The sequence below is a fragment of the Rhizobium arsenicireducens genome, from assembly GCF_964021225.1.
On sequence record NZ_CAXHYK020000001.1, the window covers coordinates 1,778,267 to 1,794,006 of the forward strand.

Genomic DNA, 15,740 nt, shown 5'->3' on the forward strand with positions numbered 1-15,740 from the left:
TCTCATTCTTCGGAGGCATTGCCGGAAGAGACACGGCGAGCCTGGAGCGTGGCGTATTTCAAGCCGCGCTGAGCTGCAATGTCCTTCGGATGCACCTGGTGCTTCAGGGCGTCGAACGTGGCACGAACCATGTTGTACGGGTTCGACGAGCCGGTCGACTTGGCGACGACGTCGTGCATGCCGAGCGTTTCGAAGACAGCGCGCATCGGGCCGCCTGCGATGATGCCGGTACCGGCCTTGGCCGAGCGCAGCAAAACCTTGCCGGCGCCATGGCGACCATTGACGTCATGGTGGAGTGTGCGGCCGTCACGCAGGGGAACGAAAATCAGTTCGCGCTTGGCAGCTTCTGTTGCCTTGCGGATGGCTTCCGGAACTTCACGTGCCTTGCCATGGCCGAAACCGACGCGGCCCTTCTGGTCGCCGACGACGACGAGGGCTGCAAAGCCGAAACGACGGCCACCCTTCACCACCTTGGCGACGCGGTTGATTGCGACGAGCTTGTCGACAAACTCGCTATCACGTTCATCACGGTTCTGACGGTCGTCCCGCGAACCACGCTTTTCTTGTGCCATTGTCCTTTTCCTTTTTCTTTTCCGGGTGCAATCGGCAGATTACGAATAATTCCTCCCTGCCCTACGGGCATGGGAGCGAATCCGGGAGTGTCCGGCAATAAGCCGGAAATCCGCCCGAGCGCAAGCCCGGGCGGAAGTTCTTAGAAGTTCAGACCGCCTTCGCGGGCTGCTTCCGCCAGAGCCTTGATGCGGCCGTGGTAGATGAAAGCGCCACGGTCGAAGACAACTTCCTTGACGCCAGCCTTGACAGCCCGCTCGGCCACCAGCTTGCCGACTGCTGCAGCGGCAGCAGTGTCGGCGCCGGTCTTCAGGCCCGAGCGCAGATCGGTGTCGAGGGTCGATGCTGCGGCCAGTGTACGGCCTGCGACATCGTCGATGATCTGAGCGTAGATGTTCTTCGACGAGCGATGTACCGACAGACGCGGACGGCCATTGGCCACCGCCTTGATCTGACGCCGCACGCGATTGGCACGACGTACAAGTGCTTCTTTCCTGCTTGCCATTTCGCGCGTTCCTTACTTCTTCTTGCCTTCTTTGCGGACAATCCGCTCTTCGGCATACTTGACACCCTTGCCCTTGTAAGGCTCGGGGCCGCGATATTCGCGGATCTCAGCAGCGACCTGACCGACCTGCTGCTTGTTGATGCCGGAGACGACGATTTCCGTCGGCTTCGGAACGGCGATCGTGATGCCGACCGGCGGCTCATAGACCACATCATGGCTGAAGCCGAGCGCCAGCTGCAGGTTTTTGCCCTGCAGCGTGGCACGATAGCCGACGCCGTTGATCTCGAGCTTGCGCTCGAAGCCGTCCTTCACGCCCTTGAAGATGTTCTCGACCATTGTGCGGGACATGCCCCACTTCGAACGAGCATCCTTGGTGGCGTTGCGCGGCATGACAACAACAGCGTTGTCTTCCAGTGCCACGGAGATTTCGTCATTCGCGACGAAAAACAGTTCGCCCTTGGGGCCCTTTGCAGTCACTTTTTGGCCATCAACGGTGGCCGTGATCCCTGCAGGAACCGGAACGGGCTTTTTACCGATACGAGACATGTTTTGATCCTGTCTGTTCGCTAGGGAGATCTCTGCGCTGTCTTAGAAGACAGAGCAGAGAACCTCGCCACCAACATTCTGTTCGCGAGCCTGGTGATCGGCCATCACACCCTTCGGAGTCGAAAGGATGGTGATGCCGAGACCGTTCGCGACCTGCGGGATGGACTTGACCGATACATAAACTCGGCGGCCCGGCTTGGAGACGCGGCCGATTTCGCGGATCACCGAAGCACCTTCGTAGTACTTCAGCTCGATCTGCAGCTCGGCCTTGCCATTGTCGAATTGGACTTCAGAATAACCGCGGATGTAACCCTCAGCCTGAAGGACATCGAGAACGCGTGCACGAAGCTTGGAAGCCGGGCTCGAAACCGAGCTCTTGCGGCGTGCGGCGCCATTGCGGATACGGGTGAGCATATCGCCCAACGGATCAGTCATCGTCATTTGCCCGTCTCCTTACCAGCTCGACTTGACAATGCCCGGCACCTTGCCGGTATTGCCCAGCTCGCGAAGCGCGATACGCGACATCTTGAGCTTGCGGTAGAATGCACGCGGGCGACCGGTCACTTCGCAACGGTTGCGAATACGGGTCTTGGAGCCATCGCGCGGCAATTCTGCCAGCTTCAGGGTTGCCTTGAACCGGTCTTCGATCGAAAGCGACTGGTTCATGATGATCGCCTTGAGGCCAGCCCGCTTGGCGGCCTGGCTGGCAACGATCTTGCGGCGGCGCTTGTTCTTTTCAACTGCGCTGGTCTTCGCCATATGGAAGTTCCTCTTCTACGCTCGTCGTTACGGTTACTGACGGAAGGGGAAGTTGAACTCTTTCAAGAGAGCCCGAGCTTCGTCGTCCGAGTTTGCCGTCGTGCAAACGATGATGTCCATGCCCCACATCTGATCAACCTTGTCGTAATTGATCTCAGGGAACACAATGTGTTCCTTGATGCCCATGGCGAAGTTGCCACGGCCATCGAAGGACTTCGGGTTCAGACCGCGGAAGTCGCGAACGCGCGGAAGCGCGATGTTGATCAGGCGATCCAGGAATTCGTACATGCGGGCGCCGCGCAGGGTGACCTTTGCGCCGATCGGCATGCCTTCACGAAGCTTGAAACCAGCGATCGAATTACGAGCACGGGTGATGACCGGCTTCTGACCGGCGATGGCAGCCAGATCGGCGGCCGCAACGGTGGGCTTCTTCGAATCCGCGGTGGATTCGCCGACACCCATGTTGATCACGATCTTATCGAGCTTCGGAATCTGCATCTCGTTGGAGAAGTTGAACTGCTCCTGAAGTGCCTTGCGGATGCGGGAAACATATTCCTGCTTGAGCCGCGGCTCATACTTTGCCTCAGCCATCGATCACTTCTCCCGAACGCTTGGCCACACGCACCTTTTTGCCTTCGATGACCTGGAAACCGACGCGGGTCGGCTTGCCGTCCTTGTCAGCGACAGCGAGGTTCGAAAGGTGAATGGAAGCTTCCTTGTTGATGATGCCGGCTTCGGCGGTCTGGGTCTGGCGCTGGTGACGCTTCACCATGTTCACGCCACGCACAACCGCGCGATCTTCCTTCGGCATCACTTGAATGACTTCACCGGTGCGGCCCTTGTCCTTACCGGTCAATACGACGACCTTGTCGCCCTTGCGGATCTTTTGCATCGCCATGGCTCCTTACAGTACTTCCGGAGCCAGCGAGATGATCTTCATGTGGTTCTTGGCGCGAAGTTCGCGCGGAACCGGTCCGAAGATACGGGTGCCGATCGGCTCTTTCTTGTTGTCGATAAGAACAGCAGCGTTGTTATCGAAGCGGATGACGCTGCCGTCGGCGCGACGGATGTCCTTGGCGGTGCGAACGACAACCGCCTTCATCACGTCACCCTTCTTTACGCGGCCGCGCGGAATAGCTTCCTTGATCGAGACGACAATAATGTCGCCGACAGAAGCATACTTACGCTTGGAGCCGCCCAGCACCTTGATGCACATGACACGACGTGCGCCGGAATTATCCGCCACGTCGAGGTTAGTCTGCATCTGAATCATGTCAGGTCGCCTTCTTGTTGTACCGAAACGGTTGGGCTGGAAGCCCCCTATCCCGGCTTATGAGTAATTTCGATGTCGCGCGAGAAGATCGTGCCAGGGTGGTTTCCCCGAAGGGACCTTCCGTGCGCTCAAAGCAAAAGAACGCCCGTTGCCGGAGCGTTCCTGCGCCAATGGCCTGCTTCATACAGATTTCTGCGACTGGCGCAAGGGCCAGGCGCAAAACTCTGCAAATTAAGCGTGGGCGGCAACCACCGTCCAGCGCTTGTCCTTGGAGATCGGTGCGCATTCCTCGATGGAAACTACGTCACCAACCTTGTACTGGTTGTTCTCGTCGTGAGCCTTGTACTTCTTCGACCGGCGAACGGTCTTCTGAAGCAGCGGATGAGCGAATCGACGCTCGACGCGTACAACAACGGTCTTTTCGTTCTTGTCGCTGACAACGACGCCCTGCAGAATGCGTTTAGGCATAATTTTCTGGTCCTTTAGGCCTTGGCTTCTGCCGCCTTCTGGCGGGCAATGGTTTTCACGCGTGCGATGTCACGACGGACTTCCTGGATACGCGAAGACTTTTCGAGCTGGCCGGTCGCCTTCTGGAAGCGCAGGTTGAACTGCTCCTTCTTCAGCTTGGCAAGCTCGTCATTCAACTGATCGGCGCTCATGGCGCGAACGTCTGCGGCTTTCATGGGCTTGATCCTTACTCTGCAATGCGCTGAACGAAGCGCGTCTTGACCGAGAGCTTGGCCGAGCCGAGACGAAGCGCTTCGCGCGCAATCTCCTCGGACACACCGTCGATCTCGAACATCATACGGCCGGGCTTGACCTTGCAGGCCCAGTACTCGACCGAACCTTTACCCTTACCCATACGCACTTCGGTCGGCTTGGCAGTGACCGGAACATCGGGGAATACCCGGATCCACACACGGCCAGCACGCTTCATGTAGCGAGTGATCGCACGACGAGCAGCTTCAATTTCGCGGGCGTTGACGCGGTTCGGCTCAAGAGCCTTGAGACCGAACTCGCCGAATGCCAGGTCGAAACCGCCCTTGGCAACACCCTTGATGCGGCCCTTGAACTGCTTGCGGTACTTTGTACGCTTTGGCTGCAACATTTTCTTATTCTCCGAACTTATCTTTCGCCAGCGTCAATCAAGCGTTTTCGCGGCGGCGATCGCCACGTTCACGGCTTGCCGGACCCTGTGCATCGCCTTCGAGAGCGCGACGCTCAGAAGCCATCGGATCATGCTCAAGGATTTCGCCCTTGAAGATCCAGACCTTGACGCCGCAGATGCCATAAGCGGTTTTCGCTTCAGCCGTGCCGTAATCGATGTCGGCACGCAGAGTGTGAAGCGGAACGCGACCTTCGCGGTACCATTCGGTACGAGCGATTTCGGCACCACCGAGACGGCCGGCGCAGGTGATCCTGATGCCTTCGGCACCCAGACGCATGGCCGACTGAACGGCGCGCTTCATGGCGCGACGGAAAGCAATACGGCGCTCGAGCTGCTGGGTGATCGACTGGGCAACGAGCGTTGCGTCGATTTCCGGCTTGCGCACTTCAACGATGTTGAGGTGCGTCTCGGAGTTGGTCATCGTCGAGATCTTCTTGCGAAGCTTCTCGATGTCTGCGCCCTTCTTGCCGATGATCAGGCCCGGACGAGCCGAATGGATCGTGACGCGGCACTTCTTGTGCGGACGCTCGATGACCACTTTGGCGATGCCGGCCTGCTTCAGCTCTTCCATCAGATAAGCGCGGATCTTGAGATCCTCATGGAGCAGCTTGCCGTATTCGGCGTTGTCGGCGAACCAACGGCTGTCCCAGGTGCGGTTGATGCCCAGACGGAAACCGATTGGATTGATTTTCTGACCCATTATGCGGCCTCCCCATTGGCTTCGACTTCGCGCACAACAATGGTGAGGTGCGAGAACGGCTTTTCGATGCGCGATGCGCGGCCACGGCCACGGGCGTGGAAACGCTTCATGGTGATCGACTTGCCAACATAGGCTTCCGCCACGATCAGCTGGTCGACGTCGAGATCATGGTTGTTCTCGGCGTTTGCGATCGCCAATTCCAGGGTCTTGCGCACGGTACCAGCGATACGCTTGCGGGAGAATTCCAAGTCGGCGAGCGCGCGCTCGACCTTCTTGCCGCGGATCAGCGCGGCAACCAGGTTGAGCTTCTGCGGGCTGACGCGGATCGTGCGCGCAACAGCTTGCGCCTCGTTGTCCTTCAGCCGACGTTCGGCTTTTGCCTTGCCCATTGTTACTTCCTCTTCGCCTTCTTGTCCGCACCGTGACCGTAATAGGTCCGGGTCGGAGAGAATTCACCGAACTTGTGGCCGACCATGTCTTCGTTGACGCTGACCGGTACATGCTTGCTGCCGTTGTAGACGCCGAAGGTGAGACCGACGAACTGCGGCAGGATCGTGGAGCGGCGGCTCCAGATCTTGATCACTTCGCTACGACCACCCTCACGAACCTTCTCAGCCTTCTTGAGAAGATAGCCGTCAACAAACGGGCCTTTCCATACTGAACGAGCCATTTCTGACTAACCTCTCTTACTTCTTTTTCAGGTGGCGGGAGCGCATGATGAACTTGTCGGTCGACTTGTTCGAGCGAGTCCGCTTGCCCTTGGTCGGCTTGCCCCACGGCGAAACCGGGTGGCGACCACCGGACGTACGGCCTTCACCACCGCCATGCGGATGGTCGACCGGGTTCATGACCACACCGCGGTTATGCGGGGTCTTGCCACGCCAGCGGGTACGACCGGCCTTGCCGTCGTTGATGTTGCCGTGGTCCGGGTTGGAAACGGCGCCGATGGTGGCCAGGCAGGAGCCATGGACCAGACGCTGTTCGCCGGAATTCAGGCGAAGGATTGCCATGCCGGCATCTCGGCCGACCAGCTGGACATAGGTGCCTGCGGAACGAGCGATCTGACCGCCCTTGCCCGGCTTCATTTCGACGTTATGCACGATCGAGCCGACCGGGATATACTGCAGCGGCATGGTGTTGCCCGGCTTGACGTCGACAGCCTTCTCAGACGCGATGACCTTGTCACCGGCGGCGAGACGCTGCGGCGCCAGGATATAGGCCTGCTCGCCGTCAGCATAGCTCACCAGCGCGATGAACGCGGTCCGGTTCGGGTCGTATTCCAGGCGCTCGACGGTTCCTTCGACTTCGAACTTGCGACGCTTGAAGTCGACCAGACGATAGGTGCGCTTGTGACCGCCACCGATGAAGCGGGCGGTGATGCGGCCAAGGTTGTTACGCCCACCGCTCTTAGACAGACCTTCCGTCAGGGCCTTGACCGGCTTGCCTTTGTAGAGGCTGGAGCGGTCGACGATGACGAGCTGGCGCTGGCTCGGCGTGATCGGATTGAAATGTTTCAATGCCATTGTTCTTGTTCCCTACCTCAGACGCCCGTCGACACGTCGATGGACTGACCTTCGGCGAGCGTGACGATCGCCTTCTTGACGTCCTTCTGCTTGCCGGCGAAGCCGCGGAAACGCTTTACCTTGCCCTTGCGGACGAGCGTATTCACAGCGGTGACCTTGACACCGAAGAGTGCCTCGACAGCAGCCTTGATTTCCGGCTTGCTGGCACCCTTGGCGACGTTGAAGACGACCTGGTTCTGTTCGGATACCATAGTCGACTTTTCAGTGATCGACGGAGAGACGATCACGTCATAGTGGCGAAGATCAGTCATTTGAACCGCTCCTCCAGAGCTTCAACCGCAGCCTTGGAAAGCACGAGCTTGCCGCGACGCAGGATGTCGTAAACGTTGATGCCCTGAACCGGCAGAACATCGATGTTCGGGATGTTTGCCGCCGCGAGCTTGAAGTTGCTGTCGATCTCGGCGCCGCCGATGACCAGAGCGTTGGTGAGGCCGAGTGAGGCAAAGTTGCCGACCAGAGCCTTGGTCTTGGCTTCAGTCGCCGTCAGCTGATCGACGATGATCAGGTCTTCCGACTTCAGCTTGGCCGAGAGCGCATGACGCAGGGCCAGAGCGCGAACCTTCTTCGGCAGGTCATGGGCGTGGCTGCGAACAACCGGACCATGAGCCTTACCACCGCCGCGGAACTGCGGAGCGCGTGCCGAATGGTGACGAGCGCGGCCGGTGCCCTTCTGCTTGTACATCTTGGCACCCGTGCGCGAAACTTCCGCGCGCGTCTTGGTCTTGTGAGTGCCCTGACGCTTGTTCGCCAGCTGGTAGCGGATCATGCGGGCGAGGATGTCCTCGCGCGGATCGAGACCGAAGATCGCATCCGACAGGGAAACCTTGCCGGCGTCTTTGCCCTCGAGGGTCGTGACGTTCAATTCCATGGTGTGGCTCCCTTACTTCGCTGCCGACTTGACGGCGTCGCGCACGATGATCCAGGAACCCTTGGAGCCGGGAACGGCCCCCTTCACAAGGATCAGACCGCGATCTTCATCGGTCGAAACGACTTCCAGATTCTGGGTGGTGACGCGGGTCTGACCCATGTGGCCGGCCATGCGCTTATTCTTCCACACCTTGCCCGGGTCCTGATTGGAACCGGTCGAACCGTGCGAACGGTGCGAGACCGACACGCCGTGGGTTGCGCGCAGACCGCCGAAGTTGTGACGCTTCATCGCACCGGCAAAACCCTTACCGATGGTGGTACCGGTCACGTCGACCAGCTGACCTGCAGTGAAGTGGCCAGCGGTGAGCTGGGTACCCACGTCAATGAGGTTGTCTTCCGAGACGCGAAACTCAACAAGCTTCGCCTTCGGTTCGACGCTTGCCGCGGCGAAATGGCCGCGCAGGCCCTTCGAAGTATTCTTGACCTTCGCCTGACCGGCGCCGAGCTGTACGGCAACGTAGCCATTCTTCTCGGTCGTACGCTGGGCAACGACTTGTACGTTATCCAGACGCAGAACTGTTACGGGGATATGCTCGCCGGCGTCGTTGTAGACGCGCGTCATTCCCACTTTCTGTGCAATCACACCTGAACGCATGGGTTCATTCCTCTTGAGAGTCGCACCAGGCTCCGAAGAACCCGAGGCTTTCCTCTTTGTTTAAGGATTCCATTCAAGCCCTTCCAGACTATCAGGTTTCCCGTTTCGAGAAGTCGTTGGCAGGACTTGCCACGTACCTTCCTTGTTATTTCGGCTCTCGCCGGAATTTCTTCTTAAAGCTTGATCTCGACGTCAACGCCGGCTGCCAGATCGAGCTTCATCAGAGCGTCGACGGTCTGCGGGGTTGGATCAACAATGTCGAGCAGGCGCTTGTGGGTACGCATCTCGAACTGTTCGCGGCTCTTCTTGTCGACGTGGGGCGACCGGTTGACCGTGAACTTTTCAATGCGGGTCGGGAGCGGTACCGGTCCGCGAACGCTTGCACCAGTGCGCTTTGCGGTCGAGACGATCTCCCGCGTAGAGGCATCGAGAACCCGGTGATCAAACGCCTTGAGGCGGATACGGATATTCTGGCCGTTCATTCGACTTATCCTTGTTTCTTTTCTTGCGTCTCGCATGCGCAGAGACAGTGAATTACGAATTGCTGGCCGGCCCCTGATTTTCAAAAATCACAGGGACACCCTGGGTGTCCCTGTCACTTATAAAGCATGAGGTGCCCTGCCCGCCCCGATCGCAAGAGCTGACCGGAAAATGCAGCGCAAGAATCGGATGATGCAATCACCATCCGACTCTATTCTGGCCGGCGACATACACCGCCGCCGGCATTTCGTCAATCGATTACTCGATAATCGAGGCGACGATGCCTGCGCCAACGGTACGGCCGCCTTCGCGGATCGCGAAGCGCAGCTTTTCTTCCATCGCGATCGGCACGATCAGTTCGACTTCAACCGTGACGTTGTCGCCCGGCATGACCATTTCCGTGCCTTCCGGAAGCGAGACGATGCCCGTCACGTCGGTGGTGCGGAAGTAGAACTGCGGACGGTAGTTGGTGAAGAACGGCGTATGACGACCGCCTTCTTCCTTCGTCAGGATGTAGGCTTCTGCCATGAACTTCTTGTGCGGCTTGACCGAACCCGGCTTGCACAGGATCTGGCCACGCTCGACGCCGTCACGGGCAACGCCGCGGATCAGGGCGCCGATGTTGTCGCCAGCCTGGCCCTGGTCGAGCAGCTTGCGGAACATTTCAACGCCGGTCACCGTCGTCTTGGTGGTCGGACGGATGCCGACGATCTCGACTTCTTCGCCAACCTTGACGATACCACGCTCGACGCGGCCGGTCACAACCGTACCACGGCCCGAGATCGAGAACACGTCTTCGATCGGCATCAGGAAGGGCTGGTCGATCGGACGCTCAGGCGTCGGAATGTAGGCGTCGACAGCGGCCATCAGTTCGCGGATCGCGTCTTCGCCGATCGTCTTGTCCGAATCTTCCAGAGCCGCCAGAGCCGAGCCCTTGACGATCGGGATCTCGTCGCCGGGGAAGTCGTAGGACGACAGGAGTTCGCGAACTTCAAGCTCGACGAGCTCGAGGAGTTCCGGGTCATCGACCTGGTCGACCTTGTTCAAGAACACCACGATCGCCGGAACGCCGACCTGACGGGCGAGCAGGATGTGCTCGCGGGTCTGCGGCATCGGGCCGTCGGCAGCCGAGCACACCAGGATCGCGCCGTCCATCTGGGCCGCGCCGGTGATCATGTTCTTGACGTAGTCGGCGTGGCCGGGGCAGTCGACGTGCGCATAGTGGCGGGCCGCCGTCTCATACTCGACGTGGGCCGTCGAAATGGTGATGCCGCGCGCCTTTTCCTCCGGCGCCGCGTCGATCTGGTCATAGGCCTTGTATTCACCAAAGTACTTGGTGATCGCTGCCGTCAGAGACGTCTTGCCATGGTCGACGTGGCCGATCGTACCGATGTTGACGTGCGGCTTATTGCGCTCAAACTTACTCTTTGCCATTTTCGGCTCTCCGTTCTTGATCCCGCTCGCGGGAAATTCCGTTTATTCGTTAAGGCTTGGGACGTATCCCGGTCACTTCTGACCGGAATACTTTGCCTGGATTTCTGCAGCGACGTTGCTCGGTACCGGCGAATAGTGGTCGAACACCATCGAGTACTGGGCGCGGCCCTGCGACATGGAGCGCAGGTTGTCGACGTACTTGAACATGTTGGCCAGCGGCACATGGGCGTTGATGACCACGGCGATGCCGCGTGTCTCCTGCCCCTGGATCTGACCACGACGGGAGTTCAGGTCGCCGATGACGTCGCCGACATAGTCTTCCGGCGTCACGACTTCGACCTTCATCATCGGCTCGAGCAGCTGAGCACCAGCCTTCTTGGCTGCTTCACGGAAGCAGGCACGCGAGGCGATTTCGAAGGCGAGCACCGAGGAGTCAACGTCGTGGTAAGCACCGTCGATCAGAGTCGCCTTGACGCCGAGCATCGGGAAGCCCGCGAGCGGACCCGAAGACAGAACGCTCTCGATACCCTTCTGAACGCCCGGGATGTATTCCTTCGGAACTGCACCGCCGACGATCTTCAATTCGAACTTGAAGTCCTCGCCATCCGGGTTCGGTTCGAACACGAGCTTGACGCGCGCGAACTGACCGGTACCACCAGACTGCTTCTTGTGTGTGTAATCTTCTTCGTGCGTCCGGGTGATGGTTTCGCGGTAGGCAACCTGCGGCGCGCCGACGGTGGCCTCGACCTTGAATTCGCGACGCATGCGGTCGACAAGAATGTCGAGATGCAGTTCGCCCATGCCGGCGATGATCGTCTGGCCCAATTCCTCGTCCGTCTTGACGCGGAAGGACGGGTCTTCGGCGGCCAGACGATTGAGCGCGAGGCCCATCTTTTCCTGGTCGTTCTTGGTCTTCGGCTCGATGGCGATCTGGATGACCGGCTCGGGGAATTCCATGCGCTCAAGAATAACCTGGTGCAAAGGATCGCAGAGCGTGTCACCCGTCGTCGTATCCTTCAGGCCCGCCAGAGCAACGATGTCGCCGGCAAAGGCTTCCTCGATGTCTTCACGGCTGTTGGAATGCATCTGCAGCATACGGCCGACGCGCTCGCGCTTTTCCTTGACCGTGTTCATGACCGACGTGCCCTTTTCGAGCTTGCCGGAATAGATGCGGGCAAAGGTCAGCGAACCGACGAAGGGGTCGTTCATGATCTTGAAGGCGAGCATGGCAAGCGGCTCTTCGTCAGACGCATGACGTTCGATCTCGCCTTCGGTCTTGACGTCGATACCCTTGATCGCCGGAATGTCGAGCGGCGACGGCAGGTATTCTACGACGGCGTCGAGCAGAGGCTGGATGCCCTTGTTCTTGAAGGCAGTGCCGCAGAACATCGGATGGAACTTGACGTCGATCGTGCCGCGGCGAACCAGCGCGCGGATCTGATCATTGTCGGGCATTTCGCCGTTCAAGTACTTTTCCATCGCGACTTCGTCGATGTCGACGACGGTCTCGATCAGCAGCTCACGATATTCCTGAGCCTTTTCCTTCATGTCTTCCGGGATTTCGACAACGTCCCACTGGGCGCCGAGCGATTCGTCGCGCCAGACCAGGGCATTCATCTCGATCAAGTCGATCACACCCTTGAACTCGGTTTCAGCGCCGATCGGCAGCTGCATAACGACCGGGATCGCACCGAGACGGGACTTAATCATCGAGACCGACCGGTAGAAGTCGGCGCCGGTCTTGTCCATCTTGTTGCAGAAGATCATGCGCGGAACATGATACTTCTCGGCCTGACGCCAGACGGTTTCCGTCTGCGGCTCAACGCCCGCATTGGCATCAAGCAGTGCGATCGCGCCGTCGAGCACGCGCAGCGAACGTTCTACCTCAATGGTGAAGTCGACGTGGCCGGGGGTATCGATGATGTTGAAGCGACGCATCTTGCCGTCACGACCCTTCCAGTAGGTCGTCGTGGCTGCAGACGTGATGGTGATGCCGCGTTCCTGCTCCTGCTCCATCCAGTCCATGGTGGCAGCGCCGTCGTGCACTTCGCCGATCTTGTGGGACTTACCGGTGTAATAAAGGATACGCTCGGTGGTCGTCGTCTTGCCGGCATCGATGTGAGCCATGATGCCAAAATTGCGGTAGTCTTCGATTTTATATTCGCGAGCCATAACGGACTGCCTTTCAATATTCGATCGGTTCAGATTACCAGCGGTAATGCGAGAACGCGCGGTTGGCGTCGGCCATCTTGTGCGTGTCTTCACGTTTCTTGACAGCGCTGCCGCGGTTGTTTGCAGCGTCCATGAGTTCGCCGCAGAGGCGATCGACCATCGTCGTCTCGTTGCGCTTGCGAGCAGCGGCGATCAGCCAGCGAATGGCGAGAGCCTGACGGCGCTCCGGACGAACATCGACCGGGACCTGATAGGTCGCACCGCCAACACGGCGGGAGCGGACTTCGACGTGCGGAGCGACATTTTCGAGCGCCTGATGGAAGACCGTGATCGGCTCCTGCTTCAGCTTGCCTTCAACGGCATCGAACGCACCGTAAACGATGTTTTCGGCAACCGACTTCTTGCCGTGAAGCATGATCGCATTCATGAACTTGGTGACAACCAGATCCCCGAACTTCGGGTCCGGGTTGATCTCGCGCTTTTCTGCACTATGGCGACGGGACATATTTTGTCTCTCAACTAGTTAGGACGCTTTATCACGCGGAGAACCTCACGCAGCGCCGGAAAAATGAAAACCGAATTACTTCGGACGCTTCGCACCGTACTTCGAACGGCGCTGCTTGCGGTTCTTGACGCCCTGGGTGTCGAGAACGCCACGAATGATGTGGTAACGCACGCCCGGCAAGTCCTTTACGCGACCGCCACGGATCATGACGACAGAGTGTTCCTGCAGGTTATGCCCTTCGCCCGGGATGTAGCCGATAACTTCGAAGCCATTGGTCAGGCGGATCTTGGCAACCTTACGCAGAGCCGAGTTCGGCTTCTTCGGGGTCGTCGTATATACGCGGGTGCAAACGCCGCGCTTCTGCGGGTTTTCCTGCAGAGCAGGAACCTTGTTGCGCTTTACCTGCGCCTGACGCGGCTTGCGGATCAGCTGGTTTACGGTAGGCATATAACCATCCCTTGCAAATTCTTGTCTCTAAGACCCTTTCGGGCCCTGGTTTAACCGTTTCCGGCGGTGACCGCACGATTTCTTCATGCGCAAAATGTGGCCCGACCCGAATTCAACGGATGGACCACAAAAGGCAGAGGACGCACGTCGAGCGCGTCTTGCGTGCAGCATTCGTGTCGTCAACGTGCGAAAAGAGCCCTGTTTGAGGCGAACTCCAGAACGTGTCGTTCCGAAAAGCCTAGCCTCACATCGGCTCCGATGGTGGGCGTACTACTGTTTTCACCCGTAGACGTCAAGTCTCTATCACAAAATATTGCCCCGAAGCCCCGGACTGGCTGGGGTTTGGCGGCATCGCGGGGCGATTCCCGAGCGATCCAAACAAATTGGTTTGGGATTTGACGGCTGAAGTCTTAAATAGAACCTTGGGAGGCCGTCAACTCCCATCCCCGCTTCATTCGATTCGATAGGTCGGGGAATCAACCAACGCCATCAAAAGAAGACCAGGCCATGATCTCCAGCCCCGACAACGACAACACCCCAGACGAACCGATGGTCTTCATCATAATTGCCAAGGCCTATGAGGTAGAGGGCGGCGAAGGCATCGACCTGCATGTCATGCTGGCCGCTCCGGATGACGACACGGCGGTGCGCCTCGCGCTCAACGCGCTTTCCGAAGAGGGCTTCCTTGAGGCCGATCTCGACCAGATTGGCATGATCAACGGAGCGCCGGACGAGGAGCCGCATGCATCCGCCTATCAGGGCGCACTGGAAGGTGAAGTGGCGATCATCCGCTTCAACTGAAGCGAACGCCTGACGGTGCACAGTTTGCAAATGCTCAGGGCCGCCCGGAAACGGGCGGCCCTTTTCTTTCGCGGTGCGCAACCGCGCTTACTTGGTGATAACCTCGCCGCTCGGACGCGGAGTCGTGGCTGTCTCCGGCGGCAAGATCGGGTAGGTCACTTCCGGGACCCGGCCGGTCAGCGATTCGAGGAAGGCCACGATCAGATCGGCTTCTTCGTCGTTGATGTCCTCACCCAACTGAGACACGCCCATGATGCCGATGGCCTGCTTCAGATCCCAAACCTTGCCGGAATGGAAATAGGGCGCCGTGACCGACACATTGCGCAACGGCGCAGCGCGGAACACGTAGGAGTCGTCGGCCGTTGCCGTGACGGCAAAACGCCCCTTGTCGTTTTCCGGCAGCACGTCCGAGCCGGGCTTTTCGATCAGGCCGAACGGGAAGTAGCCTTCACCGCCGAGATTAATTCCAGCATGGCACGAGGAGCAGCCCTTCTCGATGAACAGCGCCAGACCCTTCTGCTGATCGGCGGTCAGCGCGTTGTCGTCGCCATTGAGGAAGGCATCGAAGGGCGCTGGCGTGATCAGCGTTGCTTCGAAGGCTTCGATCGCCTTGGCGAAATTGTCGAAGGTTACCGGATCTTCCTCACCGGGGAACGACGCCTTGAACCACTCGACATACTGCGGCATCGACTTCAGCGTCGCTACCACCTGTTCCGGCGTATTGGCCATTTCGACGCCGGCCTGCACCGGCCCCTTGGCCTGTGCAGCGAGGTCGTCTGCGCGACCGTCCCAGAATTGGGCGATGTTGAACACGGCGTTGAAAACCGTCGGCGCGTTTCTCGGCCCCTTCTGCCAGCCGTGGCCGATCGAAGTTTCCAGGTTGTCATCGCCGCCGGTGCCGAGATTGTGGCACGAGTTGCACGAGAACACGCCGGATGCAGAAATACGCGGGTCAAAGAACAGCGCCTTGCCCAGGTCGATCTTGTCGGGGGTGATCAGATTGTTTGCCACTGCCGGCGTGGTCGATGGCAGCGGCTTGAAAAGATCCAGCGCCGCATTGCGTAGCTCCGTGGGAGTCGGATCTGCGGCGAATGCGGTAGTGGCAAGGAGCATCACAGCAATCGTTGTGAGCATATTTTTCATAGTAACCTCCGTTCGGTTGTGAACAGAGTCAATATTAGAATGATTTTAATGTGCAGCCTTGTCTTGAATCAATGAATAAAACCGACGCTTGCGGGGCGCAAACGAAAAAGGCGCCCGGAAAGCCCGGGCGCC

Annotated in this window: 25 protein-coding genes; 1 reads left to right on the plus strand and 24 read right to left on the minus strand. The window is 58.9% G+C overall.

The annotated features are described in order from the left end of the window. Positions 1-2 precede the first annotated feature (2 nt). The 23 genes from rpsE to rpsL all read right to left on the minus strand — a co-directional run bounded on the left by rpsE (position 3) and on the right by rpsL (position 13,664). Positions 3-572, minus strand: coding sequence for a 30S ribosomal protein S5 (gene rpsE / locus ACWPVA_RS08780; protein ID WP_454287329.1), 570 nt, complete (start codon positions 570-572; stop codon positions 3-5). A 140-nt stretch (positions 573-712) separates the two neighbouring features. Beyond that, positions 713-1,075 carry a 50S ribosomal protein L18 gene (gene rplR, locus ACWPVA_RS08785; RefSeq protein ID WP_154720133.1) on the minus strand — a complete coding sequence of 121 codons (363 nt, stop codon included), beginning with the start codon at positions 1,073-1,075 and terminating at the stop codon, positions 713-715. 12 nt (positions 1,076-1,087) lie between these two features. Next, positions 1,088-1,621, minus strand: a complete 534-nt coding sequence (rplF, locus tag ACWPVA_RS08790) for a 50S ribosomal protein L6 (RefSeq protein ID WP_454287330.1) — start codon at positions 1,619-1,621, stop codon at positions 1,088-1,090. A 42-nt stretch (positions 1,622-1,663) separates the two neighbouring features. Next, positions 1,664-2,062 (minus strand): 30S ribosomal protein S8, encoded by a 399-nt coding sequence (gene rpsH, locus ACWPVA_RS08795; protein ID WP_454287331.1) that lies wholly within the window; start codon positions 2,060-2,062, stop codon positions 1,664-1,666. 12 nt (positions 2,063-2,074) lie between these two features. Further along, the gene (rpsN, locus tag ACWPVA_RS08800) at positions 2,075-2,380 is read right to left on the minus strand and encodes a 30S ribosomal protein S14 (RefSeq protein ID WP_115672068.1); all 306 of its coding nucleotides are present in this window, start codon (positions 2,378-2,380) and stop codon (positions 2,075-2,077) included. Between the two features lie 33 nt (positions 2,381-2,413). Beyond that, on the minus strand, positions 2,414-2,971 hold the full coding sequence (gene rplE, locus ACWPVA_RS08805; protein ID WP_454287332.1) for a 50S ribosomal protein L5: 558 nt from the start codon (positions 2,969-2,971) through the stop codon (positions 2,414-2,416). Then, positions 2,964-3,272, minus strand: a complete 309-nt coding sequence (gene rplX / locus ACWPVA_RS08810) for a 50S ribosomal protein L24 (protein WP_454287333.1) — start codon at positions 3,270-3,272, stop codon at positions 2,964-2,966. The genes rplE and rplX overlap by 8 nt, the downstream gene beginning before the upstream one ends. A 12-nt stretch (positions 3,273-3,284) precedes the next feature. After that, entirely contained in the window at positions 3,285-3,653 is a 369-nt protein-coding gene (rplN, locus tag ACWPVA_RS08815; RefSeq protein ID WP_003495199.1) for a 50S ribosomal protein L14, read from the minus strand. A 231-nt stretch (positions 3,654-3,884) separates the two neighbouring features. Next, on the minus strand, positions 3,885-4,121 hold the full coding sequence (gene rpsQ, locus ACWPVA_RS08820; protein ID WP_027677420.1) for a 30S ribosomal protein S17: 237 nt from the start codon (positions 4,119-4,121) through the stop codon (positions 3,885-3,887). Between the two features lie 14 nt (positions 4,122-4,135). Next, on the minus strand, positions 4,136-4,336 hold the full coding sequence (gene rpmC, locus ACWPVA_RS08825) for a 50S ribosomal protein L29 (protein ID WP_028735898.1): 201 nt from the start codon (positions 4,334-4,336) through the stop codon (positions 4,136-4,138). An 11-nt stretch (positions 4,337-4,347) separates the two neighbouring features. Then, on the minus strand, positions 4,348-4,761 hold the full coding sequence (rplP, locus tag ACWPVA_RS08830) for a 50S ribosomal protein L16 (RefSeq protein WP_015915745.1): 414 nt from the start codon (positions 4,759-4,761) through the stop codon (positions 4,348-4,350). A 37-nt stretch (positions 4,762-4,798) separates the two neighbouring features. Further along, positions 4,799-5,521: a 30S ribosomal protein S3 gene (gene rpsC, locus ACWPVA_RS08835; RefSeq protein WP_454287334.1), complete on the minus strand. Its 723-nt coding sequence runs from the start codon at positions 5,519-5,521 to the stop codon at positions 4,799-4,801. Next, positions 5,521-5,910, minus strand: a complete 390-nt coding sequence (gene rplV / locus ACWPVA_RS08840; protein WP_454287335.1) for a 50S ribosomal protein L22 — start codon at positions 5,908-5,910, stop codon at positions 5,521-5,523. The genes rpsC and rplV overlap by 1 nt, the downstream gene beginning before the upstream one ends. A 2-nt stretch (positions 5,911-5,912) precedes the next feature. After that, positions 5,913-6,191 (minus strand): 30S ribosomal protein S19, encoded by a 279-nt coding sequence (rpsS, locus tag ACWPVA_RS08845; protein WP_028735901.1) that lies wholly within the window; start codon positions 6,189-6,191, stop codon positions 5,913-5,915. A gap of 16 nt (positions 6,192-6,207) precedes the next feature. Beyond that, complete coding sequence (rplB, locus tag ACWPVA_RS08850; protein ID WP_454287336.1) at positions 6,208-7,044, minus strand: 50S ribosomal protein L2; 837 nt, start codon at positions 7,042-7,044, stop codon at positions 6,208-6,210. A gap of 17 nt (positions 7,045-7,061) precedes the next feature. Beyond that, entirely contained in the window at positions 7,062-7,355 is a 294-nt protein-coding gene (locus ACWPVA_RS08855) for a 50S ribosomal protein L23 (RefSeq protein WP_028735903.1), read from the minus strand. Next, on the minus strand, positions 7,352-7,972 hold the full coding sequence (rplD, locus tag ACWPVA_RS08860; protein ID WP_454287337.1) for a 50S ribosomal protein L4: 621 nt from the start codon (positions 7,970-7,972) through the stop codon (positions 7,352-7,354). Before rplD ends, ACWPVA_RS08855 begins: the two co-directional genes overlap by 4 nt. 12 nt (positions 7,973-7,984) lie before the next feature. Then, complete coding sequence (gene rplC, locus ACWPVA_RS08865) at positions 7,985-8,626, minus strand: 50S ribosomal protein L3 (protein ID WP_454287338.1); 642 nt, start codon at positions 8,624-8,626, stop codon at positions 7,985-7,987. Positions 8,627-8,799: 173 nt separating this feature from the next. After that, positions 8,800-9,108: a 30S ribosomal protein S10 gene (rpsJ, locus tag ACWPVA_RS08870; RefSeq protein WP_006728688.1), complete on the minus strand. Its 309-nt coding sequence runs from the start codon at positions 9,106-9,108 to the stop codon at positions 8,800-8,802. Positions 9,109-9,364: 256 nt separating this feature from the next. Then, positions 9,365-10,540, minus strand: coding sequence for an elongation factor Tu (gene tuf, locus ACWPVA_RS08875; RefSeq protein ID WP_454287339.1), 1,176 nt, complete (start codon positions 10,538-10,540; stop codon positions 9,365-9,367). 72 nt (positions 10,541-10,612) lie between these two features. Next, positions 10,613-12,712 carry an elongation factor G gene (fusA, locus tag ACWPVA_RS08880; RefSeq protein ID WP_454287340.1) on the minus strand — a complete coding sequence of 700 codons (2,100 nt, stop codon included), beginning with the start codon at positions 12,710-12,712 and terminating at the stop codon, positions 10,613-10,615. A gap of 34 nt (positions 12,713-12,746) precedes the next feature. Further along, positions 12,747-13,217 carry a 30S ribosomal protein S7 gene (gene rpsG, locus ACWPVA_RS08885; RefSeq protein ID WP_454287341.1) on the minus strand — a complete coding sequence of 157 codons (471 nt, stop codon included), beginning with the start codon at positions 13,215-13,217 and terminating at the stop codon, positions 12,747-12,749. A 75-nt stretch (positions 13,218-13,292) separates the two neighbouring features. Then, positions 13,293-13,664: a 30S ribosomal protein S12 gene (rpsL, locus tag ACWPVA_RS08890; RefSeq protein ID WP_003507760.1), complete on the minus strand. Its 372-nt coding sequence runs from the start codon at positions 13,662-13,664 to the stop codon at positions 13,293-13,295. Between the two features lie 507 nt (positions 13,665-14,171). Here rpsL and ACWPVA_RS08895 point away from each other — a divergent pair. Then, positions 14,172-14,465 carry a transcriptional regulator gene (locus ACWPVA_RS08895; protein ID WP_454287342.1) on the plus strand — a complete coding sequence of 98 codons (294 nt, stop codon included), beginning with the start codon at positions 14,172-14,174 and terminating at the stop codon, positions 14,463-14,465. Between the two features lie 87 nt (positions 14,466-14,552). On the opposite strand, the gene ACWPVA_RS08900 is transcribed toward ACWPVA_RS08895, so the two are convergent. Then, positions 14,553-15,608: a cytochrome-c peroxidase gene (locus ACWPVA_RS08900; RefSeq protein ID WP_454287343.1), complete on the minus strand. Its 1,056-nt coding sequence runs from the start codon at positions 15,606-15,608 to the stop codon at positions 14,553-14,555. Positions 15,609-15,740 lie beyond the last annotated feature (132 nt).